The organism is Mesorhizobium sp. YL-MeA3-2017 (assembly GCF_030814575.1).
Classification (GTDB): domain Bacteria; phylum Pseudomonadota; class Alphaproteobacteria; order Rhizobiales; family Rhizobiaceae; genus Mesorhizobium; species Mesorhizobium terrae.
The window spans coordinates 2,331,431-2,350,411 of record NZ_JAUSVH010000001.1; the positions used below are offsets into that span (position 1 = coordinate 2,331,431).

General features: G+C 62.5%; 21 protein-coding genes. 15 read left to right on the forward strand and 6 right to left on the reverse strand.

Translation table 11 applies throughout. The annotated features are described in order from the left end of the window. Positions 1-102 precede the first annotated feature (102 nt). Both QFZ88_RS10925 and QFZ88_RS10930 read right to left on the reverse strand, forming a co-directional pair. On the reverse strand, positions 103-510 hold the full coding sequence (locus tag QFZ88_RS10925; RefSeq protein WP_024922740.1) for a VOC family protein: 408 nt from the start codon (positions 508-510) through the stop codon (positions 103-105). A 12-nt stretch (positions 511-522) separates the two neighbouring features. Then, on the reverse strand, positions 523-903 hold the full coding sequence (locus QFZ88_RS10930; RefSeq protein WP_024922741.1) for a hypothetical protein: 381 nt from the start codon (positions 901-903) through the stop codon (positions 523-525). A gap of 26 nt (positions 904-929) precedes the next feature. On the opposite strand from QFZ88_RS10930, the gene QFZ88_RS10935 reads away from it, so the two are divergent. Both QFZ88_RS10935 and rpoH read left to right on the forward strand, forming a co-directional pair. Beyond that, positions 930-1,973, forward strand: a complete 1,044-nt coding sequence (locus QFZ88_RS10935; protein ID WP_024922742.1) for an RluA family pseudouridine synthase — start codon at positions 930-932, stop codon at positions 1,971-1,973. A 189-nt stretch (positions 1,974-2,162) separates the two neighbouring features. Further along, positions 2,163-3,074, forward strand: coding sequence for an RNA polymerase sigma factor RpoH (gene rpoH, locus QFZ88_RS10940; RefSeq protein ID WP_024922743.1), 912 nt, complete (start codon positions 2,163-2,165; stop codon positions 3,072-3,074). Positions 3,075-3,162: 88 nt separating this feature from the next. Here rpoH and QFZ88_RS10945 read toward each other — a convergent pair whose 3' ends face one another. Continuing rightward, on the reverse strand, positions 3,163-3,540 hold the full coding sequence (locus tag QFZ88_RS10945; RefSeq protein WP_024922744.1) for a cell division protein ZapA: 378 nt from the start codon (positions 3,538-3,540) through the stop codon (positions 3,163-3,165). Positions 3,541-3,555: 15 nt separating this feature from the next. Next, positions 3,556-3,828 (reverse strand): DUF4164 domain-containing protein, encoded by a 273-nt coding sequence (locus QFZ88_RS10950; protein ID WP_024922745.1) that lies wholly within the window; start codon positions 3,826-3,828, stop codon positions 3,556-3,558. Between the two features lie 257 nt (positions 3,829-4,085). Between QFZ88_RS10950 and tkt the strand changes: the two genes are divergently transcribed. The 7 genes from tkt (at position 4,086) to QFZ88_RS10985 (ending at position 13,406) form a co-directional block, all read left to right on the forward strand. After that, positions 4,086-6,080, forward strand: a complete 1,995-nt coding sequence (gene tkt, locus QFZ88_RS10955; protein ID WP_024922746.1) for a transketolase — start codon at positions 4,086-4,088, stop codon at positions 6,078-6,080. Between the two features lie 156 nt (positions 6,081-6,236). Then, a complete protein-coding gene (gap, locus tag QFZ88_RS10960; RefSeq protein WP_024922747.1) occupies positions 6,237-7,247 on the forward strand; it encodes a type I glyceraldehyde-3-phosphate dehydrogenase in 1,011 nt (336 codons plus the stop codon). 184 nt (positions 7,248-7,431) lie between these two features. Next, on the forward strand, positions 7,432-9,330 hold the full coding sequence (locus QFZ88_RS10965) for a potassium/proton antiporter (RefSeq protein WP_024922748.1): 1,899 nt from the start codon (positions 7,432-7,434) through the stop codon (positions 9,328-9,330). A 100-nt stretch (positions 9,331-9,430) separates the two neighbouring features. Then, on the forward strand, positions 9,431-10,627 hold the full coding sequence (gene pgk / locus QFZ88_RS10970; protein ID WP_024922749.1) for a phosphoglycerate kinase: 1,197 nt from the start codon (positions 9,431-9,433) through the stop codon (positions 10,625-10,627). Positions 10,628-10,767: 140 nt separating this feature from the next. Further along, positions 10,768-11,667, forward strand: coding sequence for a fructose bisphosphate aldolase (locus tag QFZ88_RS10975; protein ID WP_024922750.1), 900 nt, complete (start codon positions 10,768-10,770; stop codon positions 11,665-11,667). 154 nt (positions 11,668-11,821) lie between these two features. Continuing rightward, positions 11,822-12,562, forward strand: a complete 741-nt coding sequence (locus tag QFZ88_RS10980) for a DUF899 domain-containing protein (RefSeq protein WP_024922751.1) — start codon at positions 11,822-11,824, stop codon at positions 12,560-12,562. 109 nt (positions 12,563-12,671) lie between these two features. Continuing rightward, positions 12,672-13,406 carry an SGNH/GDSL hydrolase family protein gene (locus QFZ88_RS10985; protein ID WP_024922752.1) on the forward strand — a complete coding sequence of 245 codons (735 nt, stop codon included), beginning with the start codon at positions 12,672-12,674 and terminating at the stop codon, positions 13,404-13,406. 42 nt (positions 13,407-13,448) lie between these two features. Here QFZ88_RS10985 and QFZ88_RS10990 read toward each other — a convergent pair whose 3' ends face one another. Further along, positions 13,449-13,607: a hypothetical protein gene (locus QFZ88_RS10990; RefSeq protein ID WP_162835311.1), complete on the reverse strand. Its 159-nt coding sequence runs from the start codon at positions 13,605-13,607 to the stop codon at positions 13,449-13,451. Between the two features lie 135 nt (positions 13,608-13,742). Here QFZ88_RS10990 and QFZ88_RS10995 point away from each other — a divergent pair, with 135 nt between their 5' ends. From QFZ88_RS10995 to QFZ88_RS11020, 6 genes are all read left to right on the forward strand, one after another. Further along, the gene (locus QFZ88_RS10995) at positions 13,743-15,650 is read left to right on the forward strand and encodes a propionyl-CoA synthetase (RefSeq protein ID WP_024922753.1); all 1,908 of its coding nucleotides are present in this window, start codon (positions 13,743-13,745) and stop codon (positions 15,648-15,650) included. Positions 15,651-15,728: 78 nt separating this feature from the next. After that, positions 15,729-15,896: a hypothetical protein gene (locus QFZ88_RS11000; protein WP_162835312.1), complete on the forward strand. Its 168-nt coding sequence runs from the start codon at positions 15,729-15,731 to the stop codon at positions 15,894-15,896. Between the two features lie 169 nt (positions 15,897-16,065). After that, complete coding sequence (locus QFZ88_RS11005; protein ID WP_024922754.1) at positions 16,066-16,656, forward strand: DJ-1/PfpI family protein; 591 nt, start codon at positions 16,066-16,068, stop codon at positions 16,654-16,656. A 62-nt stretch (positions 16,657-16,718) separates the two neighbouring features. Then, complete coding sequence (locus QFZ88_RS11010; RefSeq protein ID WP_024922755.1) at positions 16,719-17,087, forward strand: VOC family protein; 369 nt, start codon at positions 16,719-16,721, stop codon at positions 17,085-17,087. Between the two features lie 12 nt (positions 17,088-17,099). Continuing rightward, positions 17,100-17,510 carry a hypothetical protein gene (locus QFZ88_RS11015; RefSeq protein WP_024922756.1) on the forward strand — a complete coding sequence of 137 codons (411 nt, stop codon included), beginning with the start codon at positions 17,100-17,102 and terminating at the stop codon, positions 17,508-17,510. An 18-nt stretch (positions 17,511-17,528) separates the two neighbouring features. Continuing rightward, positions 17,529-18,245 carry a helix-turn-helix transcriptional regulator gene (locus tag QFZ88_RS11020; RefSeq protein WP_024922757.1) on the forward strand — a complete coding sequence of 239 codons (717 nt, stop codon included), beginning with the start codon at positions 17,529-17,531 and terminating at the stop codon, positions 18,243-18,245. Between the two features lie 42 nt (positions 18,246-18,287). Here QFZ88_RS11020 and QFZ88_RS11025 read toward each other — a convergent pair whose 3' ends face one another. Further along, on the reverse strand, positions 18,288-18,977 hold the full coding sequence (locus QFZ88_RS11025; RefSeq protein ID WP_024922758.1) for a DUF1013 domain-containing protein: 690 nt from the start codon (positions 18,975-18,977) through the stop codon (positions 18,288-18,290). Positions 18,978-18,981: the final 4 nt, after the last annotated feature.

Genomic DNA, 18,981 nt, shown 5'->3' on the forward strand with positions numbered 1-18,981 from the left:
GGCAAGTTTCATCGTCGGCGTCGACAGCGGTCACGGTCGTACTCGCCCTGGCCGCCGCCACTCCAGAGTGGCGGCGGCCAGGCGTTGTAACCACCCGGCCGGCTATCGCGCCGGCTGGATCAAATCCCAGAGATTGCCATAGAGATCGGCGAAGACGGCAACCGTGCCATAGAGCTCATGGCGCGGTGCTTCACGGAACTCGACGCCGCGCGCGATCATCGCCGCGTGATCGCGCTCGAAGTCGTCGGTCTCCAGGAACAGGAATACGCGGCCACCAGTCTGGTTGCCGACGCTGGCCGACTGGACGGGGCCATCGGCCTTGGCCAGGAGCAGTTTCGCCCCCTGCCCCGACGCCGGCTGCACCGTGACCCAGCGCTTTCCGCCACCGAGATCGACATCCGATGTCAGGACAAAACCCGCTCGGTCGACATACCAGCGGATCGCCTCGTCATAGTCCTTGACTACAAGGGCGACGGTGGCAACGGAACGACCAGCGGCGAAGTCGCTCACGGCTGGGCCCACCTATTGCGCGCGGATGACGAAGCGGCCGACGATGCGCCGCTCCGTCAGATCGTAAATGAAGATCGCGCGGCTGCCATCGGCAAGGTCGACATCGAGAGAGAGCCGGCCGCCCGACAGTGATTGCGACAGCACCTTCGAGCCAACGGGCAGCACGATATCTCCGGTCTGCGGCTCACCCGCCGGCGTCTGAATATCGCCTACCAGCGGTGCAGCCGGCTGCTTTGCCGTGCGCGATTTGTAGACAAGCGCGACTGCCACGACCATAAGGGCAAAGAACAGCAGGCCGAGATTGATGGCCATGAAGCGAACGAGCTTGCGGCGTACCTTCTCGATATTGGGATCCAGCGGCTTGTCTTCCTCATCGGCAAGGGGCCGGGCCATGGGCAATTTCTCTCGGAACGGTTTCGATGGCCGCACCTGATAACGAAGACACCGACGAATTCATAGAGCCGGTAACGATCGCGCTGGAGGCTGGGCAGGAAGCGGCCGGCCAGCGGCTCGACCAGTGGCTTGCGGCCAGACTGGCACCCGATTTGTCGCGCAACCGCATCCAGGCTTTGATCAAGCAAGGTGCCGTGCGCATTGGTGGTAGCCTAGTTGACGAGGCCAAGCGCAAGCTGGCCGTGGGCGACCACGTCTCGGTGGACATGCCGGAGCCCGAGCCGGCCGAGCCCCTGGGCGAGGACATCCCGCTCGACATTCTCTATGAGGACGACGCCTTAATCGTCATCGACAAACCGGCCGGACTGGTTGTCCATCCCGGCGCCGGCAACTGGACCGGAACGCTGGTCAACGCCCTGATTCATCATTGCGGCGCCAGCCTTTCCGGCATCGGTGGCGTGCGGCGGCCAGGCATCGTTCACCGCCTGGACAAGGACACCAGTGGGGTCATGGTTGTCGCCAAGACCGATCATGCCCACAGGGTGCTTTCCGAGGCCTTCGCCGATCACGGCCGTACCGGCGATCTCGCCCGTGCCTATGTCGCGCTGGTCTGGGGTATTCCGGAGCGCGCCATGGGAACTGTCGATGCAGCACTTGGCCGCCATGCCGACCGCGTGCGCCGCGCTGTGGTACCCGAGCATCGCGACGACGCCCGCCATGCCGTCACCCATTTCACGGTGGAGGAGCGCTTTGGCGAAGGACAGCAGAAATTCGCCAGCGCCAGCCTCGTCGAGTGCAGGCTGGAAACCGGCCGCACCCACCAGATCCGCGTGCACATGGCCCATATCGGCCACCCGCTGATCGGAGACCCCGACTACGGCCAGGCCTTCCGCACCAAGGCGAACCGGTTGCCGGATCCCCTGAAGGCAAAGGTCGCCGCCTTTCCCCGCCAAGCCTTACATGCACGCCTCCTTGAATTCAGTCATCCCGATACCCATCTGACGATGACGTTCGAAGCGCCGATGCCAGGGGACATGGAGGAACTGGTCGGCGGCTTTCGGAATCTCTGAACCTGCCACCAAAAAACCTGACTCGTATTGTTCACTTAACGGTGACACACTGTTTTGCCTTGAACAAATACGTGGATTTTCCGGTTTTGTTCCGGTATAAACCATTCGGCGCGACCGTGCAGTCAAGCAGCCGCGTCATTTGCCCGCCACGTTTCGGGGGCAATCCCAAAAGAGAGGAGGGCGCAGTTCATGGCCCAGTCACTACCCAGTATCGTTTCCGGTGAAGGCGGCCTTTCCCGCTACCTGGAAGAAATCCGTCGCTTTCCGATGCTCCAGCCGCAGGAAGAGTATATGCTCGCCAAGCGGTACAATGAGCATGAAGACACCGGCGCCGCCCACAAGCTGGTCACCAGCCACCTTCGTCTCGTGGCCAAGATCGCCATGGGCTATCGGGGCTACGGTCTGCCGATCGGCGAAGTCATTTCGGAAGGCAATGTCGGCCTGATGCAGGCCGTCAAGAAGTTCGAGCCGGAGCGCGGCTTCCGGCTGGCCACCTATGCCATGTGGTGGATCAAGGCCTCGATCCAGGAATACATCCTGCGCTCGTGGAGCCTGGTCAAGATGGGCACGACCGCCAATCAGAAGCGCCTGTTCTTCAACCTGCGCAAGGTGAAGGGCAAGATCCAGGCGCTCGACGACGGTGATCTCAAGCCCGAGCAGATCACCGAGATCGCCACGCGGTTGAACGTGTCGGAAGAAGAGGTGGTCTCGATGAACCGCCGCCTGTCCGGCGACGCCTCGCTTAACGCGCCGATCCGCGCGACCGAGGGCGAAAGCGGCGAATGGCAGGACTGGCTGGTCGACGACCACGACAGCCAGGAAGAGATGCTGATCGAGCAGGACGAACTGGACAACCGCCGCCAGATGCTGGCCGGCGCCCTGTCGGTTCTGAACGATCGCGAACGCCGCATCTTCGAGGCGCGCCGGCTTGCCGACGAACCGCTGACGCTGGAAGAGCTTTCGTCCGAATTCGACATCTCCCGCGAGCGCGTGCGCCAGATCGAAGTGCGCGCTTTCGAGAAAGTCCAGGATGCGGTCAAGGCCGCGGCGCGCAGACAAACCCAGGCGCTGCGCACGATCGACGCCCAGCCGACTGCTTAAGATACGACCTCGCCTCCCAAGGCAAAAAACCGCGCCGGCAAACCGGCGCGGTTTTGTTTTGCGGCAATGATCGATGCTCTAAACCGTCTCAGGAATCGGCCGGAACCCGCTTCGGCGCAAGCGTGGCGGCCAAGCCTTCCATGCGCTGCGCCAAGGCACCCAGCGCGCCGGTCAGCGCCTGATCGTTCTTGTCGGCCTTGGTGAGCGCGTCGTCGCGCGTCTTGCGCAGCGTCAGCACCTCGCTCTCCATGCCCTTGATGCGTTTCTGCATCTCGGACAGCTCGTCCATGACCATGATGCCGGCCATGACGGTGAGGCGCTGGTCGCCGATTTCGCCGAACGAATCCTTCAGATGCGCGACATAGCGATCAAAGCGCTCGGCCAGGTCGACCAAATGCTCTTCCTGGCCTTCGTCGCAAGCCATCCGATATTGCTTATTGTCGATGGTGACAGTGACCTGCGCCATGCCGGATCTCCTGTGCTATCTGTCCAGTACCGCGCGGATGGTTTCCATCGCGGCCACCAGCCGACGCGACACTTCCTTGTTTGCGTCCTCCAGCCGTTCGGCCCGCGCTTCGGAATTGTCGAGTTCCTGCGCCAACCTGGATCGGTCGGCGTTCATGCGCTGCACCTCGGCTTCGGCTTCGGAATAGTCGCGCTCGTTTTCAAGTTTGTTCGCGACGGCATTTTCTAGGCCTTCCATGGCCTTGCCCAGCCTCGCAATGACTTCCTTAAGGGTCGTTTCCCCGGTCATGGCCTTCGTCCTCAGCCCGTGCCCATCACCGAATCGCTCGCGTTCAGAACGCGTTATTCGTGAAACATTAGGCGGCGTGTGAAGGACACGTCAACAAAGCCGTCACCGCTGTCCCCCGCTAACGCTAATTTGATCGAGCCGCCGTCGGCATTTTCCTTGATGAGAAGCCAACTAAATCGATTTAGGTTTGATTGACTCACGCGACTGGCCTGCTATGTGTCGCGGCGTCTTTTCCGAACCGAACGGCTGGAGGAACCATGGTTTCGCGCGAACAACACGATCGGATGGCCAATGCGATCCGTTTTCTGTCCATGGATGCCGTCGAGAAGGCCAATTCCGGCCATCCTGGGCTGCCGATGGGCGCCGCCGACATCGCGACTGTCCTGTTCACGCGCTTTCTGAAATTCGACGCCAAGAACCCCCACTGGCCCGACCGCGACCGTTTCATCCTCTCCGCCGGCCACGGCTCGATGCTGCTCTACTCGCTGCTCTATCTGACGGGCTACGAGGACATGACCATTGAGCAGATCAAGAATTTCCGCCAGCTCGGCTCGAAGACCGCCGGCCATCCTGAATACGGCCATGCCACCGGCATCGAGACCACCACCGGTCCGCTCGGCCAGGGCATCTCGAATTCGGTCGGCTTCGCGCTCGGCGAGCGCATCATGAATGCCGCTTTCGGCAACGACCTCGTCAACCACTACACCTATGTGCTGGCCGGCGACGGCTGCCTGATGGAGGGCGTTTCGCAGGAAGCGATCGCGTTGGCCGGCCACCTCCGGCTCAACAAGCTGATCGTGTTCTGGGACAACAACAACATCTCCATCGACGGCCCGGTCTCGCTGTCAGACTCCACCGACCAGGTCGCCCGCTTCCAGGCTTCCGGCTGGAATGCCATGCATGTCGACGGTCATGACCCCGAAGCGATCGCCTATGCCATCGAGGCGGCGCGCCATTCCGACAAGCCGACGCTGATCGCGGCCAAGACCACCATTGGCTTCGGCGCGCCAACCAAGGCCGGCACCAACAAGGTGCACGGTTCGCCGCTCGGCGCTGAAGAGATCGCCGGCGCGCGCAAGTTCTTCAACTGGGATTCGCCGCCTTTCGAGATTCCTGCCGACCTCCTGGGTGCATGGCGTGCCGCCGGTGAAGCGGGCGCCAAGCAGCGCACCGACTGGGAAGGCCGCCTCGCCAAGACAGACGGCAAGCTGCGCGCCGAATTCGAACGGCGCATCGCCGGCAAGCTGCCGGCAGATTTCGACGCCGTCATCGCCGACTACAAGAAGAAGCTCGCCGTCGACAAGCCGAAGGTCGCCACCCGCAAATCGTCGGAAATGGCGCTGGAAGTCATCAACGGCGCGGTTCCCGAAACCATCGGCGGCTCGGCCGACCTGACCGGCTCCAACAACACTAAGACCAGCCAGACCAAGGCGATCACCCGCGACGACTACGGCGAGCGCTACGTCCACTACGGCATCCGCGAGCACGGCATGGCCGCCGCGATGAATGGCTTGACGCTGCATGGCGGTATCATCCCCTACGGTGGCACGTTCATGTGCTTCACCGACTATGCGCGTCCGTCCATGCGCCTCGCTTCGCTGATGGGCATCCGCTCGATCTTCGTCATGACGCATGACTCGATCGGCCTCGGCGAGGACGGCCCGACCCACCAGCCGGTCGAACATCTGGCGGCGCTGCGTGCCATTCCGAACCACAACGTCTTCCGCCCGGCCGACGCCACGGAGGCAGCCGAATGCTGGCAGATCGCGCTGGAATCGGAAAAGACGCCGTCGACGCTGGCGCTGACCCGCCAGAACCTGCCGGCGGTGCGGACCGACTACGTCGCGGAGAACCTCTGCCGTCTTGGTGCTTATGAGCTTGCCGCCGCCGAAGGTGGCGAAGCAGCCGTCACCATCTTCGCCACCGGCTCGGAGATCGAGATCGCGCTCGGTGCCCGCACCCTCTTGCAGGGCCACGGCCACCCGACCCGTGTCGTCTCCGTGCCCTGCTTCGAGCTGTTCTTCCAGCAGAGCGATGCCTATCGCGAAAAGATCATCGGCAAGGCCAAGATCAAGGTCGCCATCGAGGCCGGCATTCGCCAGGGCTGGGATCCCATCATCGGCACCGATGGCATCTTTATCGGCATGCACGGTTTCGGCGCCTCCGGCACGATCGAGCAGCTCTACAAGCATTTCGGCATCACCGCCGAGGATACCGCCAAGGCCGTGGAAGCGCGGCTTCACGCCAAGTAATGCCTTCCCGGCGGTTGCATCCGCCGGGCCCTTTCGTCGCACCAGACGAATGAAACGATTAGCTCTCAGGGCGAGCGGCTGGATTCTTTTGCCGCTCGCCGTTATTCAGGCGGCGGACATTTTGCATCCGCCTTTCACGCTCCCCGGGAGAAAGACATGACCGTCAGAGTTGCCATCAATGGGTTTGGCCGCATCGGCCGCAACATTTTGCGCGCGATCTACGAGTCCGGCCGCAAGGACATCGAAGTCGTCGCCGTCAACGACCTCGGCCCTGTCGAGACCAATGCCCACCTTTTGCGCTATGACAGCGTGCACGGCCGTTTCCCCCACGAAGTTAAGGTGGACGGAGACAGCATTTCCATCGGCGGCAAGAAGATCAAGGTCACCGCGATCAAAGATCCGACCCAGCTGCCGTGGAAGGAACTCAACGTCGACATCGCGCTCGAATGCACCGGCATCTTCACCTCGAAGGAGAAGGCCTCCGCGCACCTGACCGCCGGCGCCAAACGCGTCGTCGTCTCGGCCCCGGCCGACGGCGCCGATCTGACCGTGGTCTACGGCGTCAACCACGACAAGATCACCAAGGATCACATCGTCATCTCCAACGCCTCCTGCACCACGAACTGCTTGGCGCCGGTGGCCATGGTCCTCAACAATGCCTTCGGCATCGAAAAGGGTTTCATGACCACGATCCATGCCTATACCGGGGACCAGCCGACGCTGGACACCATGCACAAGGACCTCTATCGCGCTCGCGCCGCAGCGATGTCGATGATCCCGACCTCGACCGGTGCCGCCAAGGCCGTCGGCCTGGTCCTGCCGGAACTCAAGGGCAAGCTGGACGGCGTCTCGATCCGCGTCCCGACCCCGAACGTCTCGGTCATCGACTTCAAGTTCGTCGCCAAGAAGACCGTCACGGTCGACGAGGTCAACGCTGTTCTCGTTGCCGCCGCCGATGGCCCGCTCAAAGGCATCCTCGCCTATACGAATGAGCCGCTGGTCTCGGTCGACTTGAACCACAACCCGGCTTCGTCGACCTTCGCGCTCGACCAGACCAAGGTCATCGAGGGCAATCTCGTGCGCGTCATGTCCTGGTACGACAATGAATGGGGCTTCTCCAACCGCATGGCCGACACGGCCGTCGCCTTGAGCAAGATGATCGCCTGATCGCTCCGCCCCTTTTCGACCTTCGTGAAACGCTCGGTTCCGCCGGGCGTTTTTCGTTGGCGGAGAAAAATCACTGAAGTCAGTGTGCTAGCTCAAAAAATCACGGCCGCGCCTTGCACCGGCCATGTCTTCGCCCCACTCTCCCGTAAAGCGGAGAAGAGCGAAGCGCGAGGGGAAAAACTGGATGGAGCACGCGATCTATCTCGCGACGCTGATCGGCACCGGACTGGTGGTGGCCGCCGCGTTTTCGAGCCTGATCGCATTCCGCTTCGGTGCCCCGCTGCTGCTGCTGTTTCTGGGCATCGGCCTTGCTACCGGCGTCGACGGACTGGGCATCGCCTTCGACAATGCCAGCGTCGCCTATTTCATCGGCTCGCTCGCACTTGCTGTGATCCTGTTCGATTCCGGCTTCGGCACGCCGCTCAAGGTGTTGCGTCAGGCAGCTGGCCCTGCGCTCTCGCTGGCCACGGTCGGCGTCGTGCTCACCACTGGCTTGTTCGGCGCAGCCGCCTTCTATCTGCTTGATCTCAACTGGCTGGAATCCTTCCTGCTTGGCGCTTCCGTCGCCTCCACTGACGCCGCCGCCGTGTTCTTTCTGTTGCGCGCCGGCGAGATCAACCTGCGCGAACGTGTGCGCTCCACGCTCGAAGTGGAATCCGGCACCAATGACCCGATCGCCATCTTCCTAACCATCACCCTGGTCGAGGTGATCGCCGCGGGAGCAAATCCGGAGGCTCCGGTGCTGCTCGCCGACCTGTTGCTTGGCTTCCTGCTCAACATGGGGCTGGGAGCGGCGGTCGGCATTGTTGGCGGCATGGCGATCGTGCGGTTGGTCGACAGGCTGAACCTCGACCACGGCCTCCTGCCGATCTTCGTGCTCACCCTGTCGCTGATGGTCTTTGCCGCCGCCGGCGCCATCGGCGGTTCGGGCTTCCTCGCGGTCTATCTGGCCGGGCTCGTTGCCGGTAATTCCGACATCCGCGCCGTCACCATCCTGAAACGCTTCCAGGACGGCATGTCTTGGCTGGCGCAGATCATCATGTTCCTGGTGCTTGGCCTGTTCGCGACGCCGTCTCAGTTTCCGGCGATCCTGTTGCCGGCCATTCTGCTTGGCCTGTTCCTGATCTTCATCGCCCGCCCGCTGGCGGTTTGGCTCTGCCTTATTCCGTTCCGGCTGCCGCGCCCGGAAGTCGCTTTCGTTTCCTGGGTCGGCCTGCGCGGCGCGGTCTCCATCCTGCTCGCCATCACCCCACTGCTCGGCGGGTTGGAACATGGCCGCATGATCTTCAACGTTGCCTTCATCATCGTTCTGGTTTCGCTGGTGGTGCAGGGCTGGACGGTCGGACCCTTGGCCCGAAGGCTTGGCCTCATAGTGCCCGCACGCATCGGCCCGCTTGATAAGGTCGAGCTCGAACTGCCGGGCTCGGCCCACCATGAATTGCTCGCCTACCGCGTCGTACCGGGCAGCCCGGTCGCGCGCGGCGAACGTATCCCGCGGTGGGCAAGGCCATCGCTGGTCGTTCGCGATGGCCGCTCCATGCGCTTCCAGGACATGGGCCGCCTGCAGGCCGGCGACAACGTCTATATCTTCGTGCCCGATCGCTATCCGCGCTTGCTCGACAAGCTGTTCGCCAGCCGCGCCGTGGTCGACCCCGAGGATGCCGATTTCTTCGGTGCCTTCGCCGTCGACCCGAACCGCCCCGCCGAAGAACTGGAAGCGGCCTACGCGCCTGGGCTGACTGAAGAGGAGCGCAAGCTGACCATCGGCGCGCTGGTGGTAGAGCGGCTGGATGGCCATGCCGAATATGCCGATCGTGTCTCGATCGGGCCGATCGAACTGATCGTGCGCGATGTCGACGACAAGGGCCGCATCACCGGCCTCGGGCTGTCCTTTGAGCCGACGGCGCCGGTCGCGCGGGTGCCTGCCTTCCTCAGCGCCGGCGAACTTTTTGACCGTATCGCCAGCCTCATTCGCAATCGCCGCAAGCCGCCCGAAAAGCCGAAGGCGTCGGAGGACGATACGACGCAGAACCGTCCCGACGCGAATGAACGCAAGGATGATGACGCCCCGCTGCCAGCGTGATGTCACCTTGTGGCGAGATATTTATCGCCCCATGCTTCTCAAGCCTTGCATCCCCGTTTTTGGCGGGTAAGGTCCGGCATCTTTTCGAAAAGGAACAGGCATGGCTGGCTTCAAGACCCTGGACGATATCAGCGATGTGGGCGGCAAGCGCGTGTTGGTGCGCGTCGATCTCAACGTGCCTGTTGCCAACGGCAAGGTCACCGACCTTACCCGCATCGAACGCGTCGTGCCCACGATCTCGGAGCTTTCGGACAAGGGCGCCAAAGTTATCCTGCTCGCCCATTTCGGTCGCCCGAAGGACGGCCCCGCACCCGACCTGTCGCTGCGCCCGATCGCTGCCGCCACCGCCGAGGTTCTCGGCCGGCCCGTCGCCTTCGCTGCCGACTGTGCGGGTGAAAAGGCCGAGCTGGCTGTCGCCGGCATGAGGAACGGCGATGTGCTGCTTCTGGAAAACACCCGCTTCTACAAGGGCGAGGAAAAGAACGATCCCGCGCTGACCGAACAGTTCGCGGCGCTCGGCGACGTCTATATCAACGACGCGTTCTCGGCCGCACACCGCGCGCATTGCTCCACCGAAGGCCTGGCGCGCGTGCTGCCGGCCTATGCCGGCCGCACCATGCAGGCGGAACTGGAGGCGCTCGAGAAAGGCCTCGGCGCGCCGGTCAAGCCGGTCATCGCCATTGTCGGTGGCGCCAAGGTCTCCAGCAAGATCGATCTCCTGATGAACCTCGTCAAAAAGGTCGACGCGCTGGTGATCGGCGGCGGCATGGCCAACACCTTCCTCGCCGCGCGCGGCACCGATGTCGGCAAGTCGTTGTGCGAGCACGATCTCGCCACCACCGCCAAGCAGATCATGATCGAGGCGGCCACTGCCGGTTGCGCCATCATCCTGCCGGTGGACGGCGTAGTGGCGCGCGAATTCAAGGCGGGAGCCGCCAACGAGACCGTTGCCATCGACAAGGTACCTGGCGACGCCATGATCCTCGACGTCGGCGCCAAGACCATCGAGACGATCAACCAGTGGATCGACCGTGCCGCCACGCTGGTGTGGAACGGTCCGCTCGGCGCTTTCGAGATCGAACCCTTCGACAAGGCGACTGTTTCCGCCGCCAAACATGCAGCCGCCCGCACCAAGGCCGGCAAATTGGTTTCGGTAGCTGGTGGCGGCGATACGGTCGCGGCACTCAACCACGCCGGCGTTGCCGACGATTTCACCTATGTCTCGACCGCCGGCGGCGCGTTCCTCGAATGGATGGAAGGCAAGCCACTGCCCGGCGTCGAAGTATTGAAGAAGTAGGCGAAACGCCGGCTGTCAAGCACTGCCGGCGACCTCAAATCGTTTGAAAATCTTTCAATCGGTTAGTACTCTGGATCGGCCTTTTCAGCTGGCGCATGCTTCTGCTATGCGCCCGGCATCACTTTCTGAAGGAAGATGAAATGAACCAGGAAATGGCCGCGCAGGTAGCAAACAAGGACGGCTTCATTGCTGCGCTCGATCAGTCGGGCGGCTCCACGCCGAAGGCGCTCAAGCTTTATGGCGTCGACGAAAGCGCCTGGTCGAACGATGCGGAAATGTTCGACCTCGTTCATCAGATGCGCGCGCGGATCATCAAGTCGCCTGCCTTCACCGGCGACAAGGTCATGGGTGCGATCCTGTTCGAGCAGACCATGGACCGCGACATCGACGGCATACCGACCGCCCAGTATCTGTGGGAAAAGCGCCATGTGGTGCCTTTCCTGAAGATCGACCAGGGTCTGGCTGAGGCCACGGACGGCGTCAAGCTGATGAAGCCGATGCCGAACCTCGACGCGTTGCTGAAGCGTGCGGTCGCTAAGGGAATATTCGGCACCAAGGAACGGTCGGTGATCGATGCGGCGAACCCGAAGGGCATCGCCGCCGTTGTCGACCAGCAGTTCGAAGTCGGCAGGCAGGTCCTGGCGCATGATCTCGTCCCGATCATCGAGCCGGAAGTCACGATCTCCATCCATGACAAGGCGGAAGCCGAGGACATTCTGCTTGGCGAAATCCGCAGGCATCTCGACACCGTGCCGGCTGGCAAGAGGGTCATGCTGAAGCTGACGCTGCCGACGAAGGCGAACCTCTACAAGCCGCTGATCGACGATCCCCGCGTCATGCGCGTGGTCGCCCTCTCCGGTGGCTATTCCCGCGACGAGGCCAATGCGAAGCTGAAGCAGAATTACGGCATGATCGCCAGCTTCTCGCGCGCGCTGACCGAGGGTCTTTCGGCGCAACAGACCGACGCGCAGTTCAACGCTGCGCTGGCATCAGCGATTGACAGCATTTTCCAGGCGTCCAGCGTCAAAACGGCCGCCTGAGCCAGCTTTTCATATCGACACGCGAACCCGGGCCTCGCGCCCGGGTTTTGCTTTTTTGCGCGAGCACCCAGCCCGACTGCGAAATTTTTGGCCCCGCGGATGTCGGAATGGGCGGACGCCACGCGTCCTTGGACAATGGAGAGAGGAGAATTCCATGTCCAAACGCAAGATCGTCCCGCAGGAAGAGTGGTTTCGTGCGCACCAGCAGCACCTCAAGCGCGAGAAGGAACTGACGCGCCTGCGCGACAAGATCGCCGCCGAAAGACGTGAACTGCCCTGGCTCAGGATCCGCAAGGACTATGTGTTCGAAACCGAAGCAGGGCCAAGGCATCTTGCTGATCTCTTCGGCGCCAACAGCCAGCTCATCGTCTACCATTTCATGCTTGGGCCGGGCGGCAACCATTATTGCGAAGGCTGTTCCTTCCTGTGCGACCACATCGACGGCGCCAATCAGCATCTTCGCCATCATGATGTTTCGCTGGTAGTGGTGGCCCGCGCACCGCTGGCCGAGCTTTCGCCGTTTAAGAAACGCATGGGCTGGAAGTTCGACATGGTGTCGTCCTATGCCAGCGACTTCAACTTCGACATGCAGGTGTCCTACACCGACAGACAGATCGCGGCCGGCGAGACCGTCTACAATTTCGAGAAACGTGCCATCACCATTCGCGACCTGCCCGGCACCAGCGTCTTCTTCAAGGACGAGGCCGGCAACGTCTTTTTGACCTTCATGTCACGGGCGCGGGGCGGCGAACCACTGATCACGACCTACGACTATCTCGACATGACGCCGAAGGGTCGAAATGAGAACGGTCCCTATTACGGCATGATCGATTGGGTGCGCCTGCACGACGAGTATGAGGGTGCGACGGAGGCAGAGGAAGGCTGCTGCCACTAGAGCGCTGCGCGTCGTGCTAACGTTGCGGCAACAGATGAAACGAATGCTTCCTATTCATCTGCTCTGCGTCCTGCGCTATGGCTTGATGTGTCGTTGCATCGAGCTCGCCATGTCCCGCATCGCCGCATTGCTTACCTGGTTCGCCCTGCCCGTTTATATCTGGCAAGGGCTCGGCGTGCGCCGCCGCACCACACGCATGTTGCCGGCCTCGGGTCCTGTCATGCACGAGATCGCCGGCAAGAAGCCCGCTCTCTCGCTGCTGGTGCTGGGCGATTCCTCCGCGGCCTCGGTCGGCATCGCGAATTCCGAGGAGGGATTGGCGGCCCAGCTTGCGTCACTGATTTCGGAGCGAACCGGCAGCGCGATACGATGGCGCGCCGCCGGCTTCAATTCGGCAACCTCCGGTCAGATCCGCGATCATGTCCTTCCCAATCTGTCGGCCGAGCCGTGGACGCATATCGTGCTCTGCATCGGCACCAACGACACCAAGAATTTCCACTCGGTGTCGCGCTTCAAGAAGGACTTCGGTGGTTTGCTTTATGCCCTGCGCGCCAAATGGCCGGAGGCGCGCGTGATCTGGTCGCCGGTGCTGGAATTCACCCAGGCGCCGGCAATGCCGCCGCTGCTCGGCAAGATTCTCGAAATCCGCGCCCTGGAAATGAACCGCATGGGCATGCGGCTATGCCATGAACGCGGCGCCGTGCCTGCGCCTCGCCTGCCCATCACCGACCCGGAAGCCGGTTTCGCCAGCGATGGCTTCCATGCTTCCGCCGCCGGCTATCGCGCCTGGGCCGAACATCTGGCTAGGTTTGTGCTGGGTGATGACGGCGTACCGCCGGCCTGACAGAACCTCTCCTCTGCCCGCACCCGCGAGAATAAATCTCTGTCACCCGTGACTGAGCAAAGCCGTGATCGAAATCGCGGCCATTGCGGCCACGGCCAGCTTCCAGCAGTCACGCCGGCGCTTCAATCCTGGCCAGCCGAGCGGCTTGACGACCTGTATGGCCATCATGGCGAGGATGAGGAGCGCGAGCAGCTTCGACATAACCGTCTTTGAGCAGGGCACACGATGCCTGTCAAAGGTCCACCAGCCGCAATTCTCTCGCCCTTAAGTCAGATGGACGTTCGCCGCCCGCAGGCGCTAGATTTCCGCAAAAGACGAAGAAAGGCGGAGGAGACGATGGCAAGCCGCTACCACGAGGTCTACGCCGATTGGAAACGCGACCCCGAAGCCTTCTGGGCGGAAGCAGCCGAGGCCATTGACTGGTATCGCCGCTGGGACCGCATCTTTGATCCGCGCGAGGACGTCTATGGCCGCTGGTTCGTCGGCGCTTCCTGCAACACCTGCTACAATGCCGTCGACCGCCACGTCACCGGCGGCCGCGCCGACCAGCTCGCTTTGGTCCATGACAGCGCTTACACCGGCAAGGTCACACGCTACACCTATGCCGAATTGATGCGCGAGGTGGTGGCGACCGCGTCGGCACTGTGGAACCAAGGTATTCGCAAGGGCAACCGCGTCATCATCTACATGCCGATGGTGCCGGAGGCGGCGATTGCGATGCTCGCCTGCGCGCGCCTCGGCGCCATCCATTCCGTTGTTTTCGGCGGCTTTGCGGCGCGCGAACTGGCCACCCGCATCGATGATGCGACCCCGAAGGTCATCATCTCGGCCTCCTGCGGCCTCGAACCGAGTCGCGTCGTGTCCTACAAGCCGCTGCTCGATGCCGCCATCGAGCTGGCCACCCACAAGCCGGACGCATGCCTGATTCTGCAGCGCGATGAACTGCGCTGCGAGCTGATCCCCGGTCGCGACGTCGACCTCGGCGACCAAGTCGCGCGCGAACGCGCCGCTGGTGCCTGGGTGGACTGCGTGCGTGTCGCTGCCACCGACCCGCTCTACGTGCTCTACACCTCAGGCACCACCGGCCAGCCCAAGGGCGTGGTGCGCGACAATGGCGGCCACATGGTCATGTTGAAATGGTCGATGGAGAACGAATTCGGGATCAAGCCCGGCGAGGTGTTCTGGGCTGCCTCCGACGTCGGCTGGGTGGTTGGTCATTCCTACATCGTCTATGCGCCGCTGCTCCACGGCTGCACCACGGTCATGTTCGAAGGCAAGCCGGTCGGCACGCCGGATGCCGGCACCTTCTGGCGGGTGATCGCCGATCACGGTGTCGTCTCCCTGTTCACGGCGCCGACCGCCTTTCGCGCCATCAAGGGACAGGACCCGCAAGGCTTGCTGGTGCCGAATTACGATTTCTCCAAATTTCGTGCTCTCTTCCTTGCCGGCGAGCGGGCTGACCCAGAGACCATCAAATGGGCCGAACGGCACCTCAAGGTGCCGGTGATTGACCATTGGTGGCAGACGGAGACCGGCGCGCCCATCACCCAGAACCCGATCGGGCTTGGTCCGCTGCCGGTGAAATACGGCTCACCCGGCGTGCCGATGCCGGGCTACGACATTCGGGTGCTCGATGATGCCGGGCATGAGCTGACGGCCGGCGCGCTGGGCAATGTGGTGTTGAGGTTGCCGCTGCCGCCCGGCTGCCTGCCGACATTGTGGAAGGCCGACAAGCGCTTCCGCCAATCCTATCTCGACGAGTTCCCCGGCTATTACAAAACCGCCGACGCCGGCCTGATCGACGAGGATGGCTATCTGCTCGTCATGGCCCGCACCGATGACATCATCAACGTCGCCGGTCACCGCCTTTCCACCGGCGCGATGGAGGAGGTGCTGGCGGAACATCCCGACGTTGCCGAATGCGCGGTGATCGGCATTGCCGACGCGATGAAGGGCCAGGTGCCGCTTGGCCTCGTCGTGCTGAATGCCGGCGCGGTGCGCGAAGACGGCGCCGTTGAGAGGGAGGCCGTAGTGCTCGTGCGTGAGCGCATTGGCCCAGTTGCCGCCTTCAAGACGGTGGTGACGATCAAACGCCTGCCAAAGACCAGATCCGGCAAGATCCTGCGCGGCACCATGCAAAAGATAGCCGACAAAGAAGAATGGAAAATGCCGGCTACCATCGACGATCCCGCCATTCTCGATGAGATCAAGGCGGCGCTGAACGCGCGGGGAATAGGCGTTTAAACGACCCGCTCTACTCCTGACAGATAGCTGTCAGGAGGGGTATGCGATGATGCCTCCATCAAAACAAAGGAGGCCGCCATGACCCGTTTCGCCATCGTCAGCTCAGTGCAGCGCTATGTCGGCAAGATCCGCACGCTGCGCAATGAGATCCGCACCGAGCGCCTGCTCAACAGCCTTTCGCCCGATATCCGCGCTGATATCGGCTGGCCCGATATGTATGCCGGGTTCAAGCGGCGCGAGGATTGACTGACTTTTTTCGGCAAGCCCTTGGATTGACAGGTTGTCGCACCCAAGTAAGGAAACCGCGGCTGCGCATACCCCAAGGGAATGCTCTTCTGCGCCTGGGCATTTGGCCATTGATTATTTGTGATGTGGCTGTCGTGGGCACGGCGCGGTCTAAAGAGGGGAGAGAATTATGCCAAATGGAAAAAAGATTGGCTTCGTGTTCATCGACCGGTTCGCCGATTGGGAATATGGTCTTTTGTCGGCCTCTGCTGTCGAATGGTTCGGAGCGCAAGCCGTTTCGATCACACCTGATGGCCAGCCTGTCACGTCCGCAAGCGGATTTCGGCTGTCGCCGCACCGTTCGGCTACCGTGGCCGACAATCATGACCTCGATGCCATTGCAGTGATCGGTTCCGATGTATGGACTGGCGACAAGGCTCCCGATGTTTCCAGCCTTGTCGATGCCGTGGCGATGCGCCGTGGCGTGATCGGTGGTATCTGTGCGGGAACGCTACCGCTTGCCCGCGCTGGCGTTTTCGAAGGCAGAACGCACACCAGCAACGGCCGCGACTGGATCCTGACACATCTACCCGACTATGCCGGCGTCGAGCGCTATCGCGACGTGCCGAATGCGGTTGCCGACGGCAACGTCGTTTCCGCACCGGGTTCGGCACCTGGCACCTTCGCCAAGGAGTTCATCGAAGCGCTCTATCCCGACAAGCATGACGAATTGACTGAGATGCGCGCCTTGTTTGCCCGGGAGTACGGTGAAAGCTCCTGACAATATGCTGTCAGGAGGCCAATGCCATACTGACAGCGTTGTAAAACGGGGGGGGTTTGGACGTGACTGATTTTGTTCCGCCGAAAGCGGCTATCTGGTTTGAAATTCCGGTGACCGACATGGATCGCGCACAGGCCTTCTATGGTGCAGTGCTGCAAAACACGCTGTCGCTCGAGACGATGGGACCAAACCCCATCGCCTTGTTCGCGGCAAAGGATCAGGCTGCCTCCGGCCATGTCTATCCCGGCAAGCCGGCGCCACGTGGCACCGGTGGTACCATTCATCTCGCTGTGGCCGCGCCGCTCGAGGATGCGCTCGAACGCGTCAAGGTCCACGGCGGCGAGGTCGTCTCGGAAATCATCCAAGTGCCATCCGGGCATTTCGCCTATTGCCTCGATCCGGACGGCAACAGCTTCGGTTTGTTCGTATGAACGGATAACTTGATGGTCAAAAGCTGGACAGACAGGCTGAACACGGCTGGCATCAATGGCATTCGGCCGACGCCACGCACCATGAGTGACGTGGTCGAGGGCCAGCCGATGTTGGTGCCGACGCCGCGGCAAGTGGATGAGTTCATCCGCTCGATCCCGAAAGGGGTCGAGATGGATGTAAGGGCGTTGCGGACCGCGCTTGCCGTCGAACACGGCGCCGAAGTGACATGCCCGGTCACCATCGGCTACCATTTGCGTACCGTTGCGGAGGCGGCCTTGGAAGATCTCGAGCGCGGAACCGCGCTCGCCGACATCACGCCCTTCTGGCGAGTGCTCAGCTCAAGGACGCCGACAACGAAGAAATTGTCGCTTGGCGCCAAACTGGTTGATGAGCAGCGCCGCCGCGAAGGGCTCGACCCGTAGGAACCGAGGATACGAACGATGCGACGTGCCGATAGGCTTTTCCAGATCGTCCAGCATCTGCGCGGCGGCCGCTTGGTCACTGCACAGAAGCTCGGCGCTTGGCTCGAAGTGTCCGAGCGTACGATCTACCGCGATATCGCTGACCTGCAATCGACCGGCGTGCCGATCGATGGCGAGGCCGGTGTCGGTTACATGATGAGGGAGGGGTTCGATCTTCCCCCGCTCATGTTCACCAGAGACGAGATTGTGGCGCTGGTAGCCGGTGCCCGCATGGTGCGCGCCTTTGGTGGGGCCACTATGGCCCGCGCTGCCGACGAAGCCCTGGTCAAGATCGGCGCGGTGTTGCCCGATACTGAAAAGGACCGCATCGCGCGCACTGAAATCCACACGCCGATGTGGGTGGTGAGCGACGCCGCGCGCGAAGCGATCGATATCATCGAACGCTCGATCGAGAAGCGGCAGGTTCTGACCATTGACTACAATGACGAAGCCGGCCGCAGCACGGCGCGCGACGTGCGGCCGCTCGGGCTCTGGTTCTGGGGCAAGGTGTGGACGTTGGTCGCCTGGTGCGAGATGCGCGACGATTTCCGCGCCTTCCGCATCGACCGCATCGCTTCAGTCATCATTGCCAACCGCCTGTTCAAGCCCGAACGCGGCAAACAGCTCGCCGATTTCTATCGTGCCGTCGAGCGCAGCGAAGCCTATGGCATGGGCCCGACGGCAAGAGGCGCATGAACGGCACGACCTCCTCGTTTGAGGAGGTCGTAGTTCCAGTTCTTATTCGTCGTCTTCTTCGGTTTTGCCCTTCAGCGCCGAGAGCTTGGCGAAGACGGCGTTGGCGTCGAGTTCCTCGTCCTCGGCCTTCGGCTTTTCGGCCTCGGGCACCAGGCGCTCGGTGAGCGCTGCCGGCAGCAGCGTGTCGCCGATCGGCTGCACCGGTTCGCGGCCGCGCGAGGCGCGCTGCACTTCGAGATCGAGGTCGATCTGCGAACACAGGCCCAATGTCACCGGGTCCATCGGCGCCAGATTGGCCGAGTTCCAGTGCTTGCGCTCGCGAATCTGCTCGATGGTCGACTTGGTGGTGCCGACGAGGCGCGAGATCTGCGCGTCCTTCAGCTCGGGATGGTTGCGCACAAGCCACAGAATGGCGTTCGGGCGATCCTGGCGCTTGGACAGCGGTGTGTAGCGCGGCCCCTTGCGCTTGGATTCCGGCACCCGCACCTTCGGCTCGGACAGCTTCAGGCGATGGTTTATGTCCTTCTCGCCGCGCGCGATTTCCTCGCGGGTGAGCTGTCCGGTGATGACGGGGTCCATGCCCTTGATGCCCTGCGCCGAATCGCCATCGGCGATCGCTTTCACCTCGAGCGGGTGCAGCGAACAGAACTGCGCGATCTGGTCGAAGGAAAGCGCGGTGTTGTCGACCAGCCAGACGGCAGTCGCCTTGGGCATCAGCAGCGTGTTGGCCATGCGG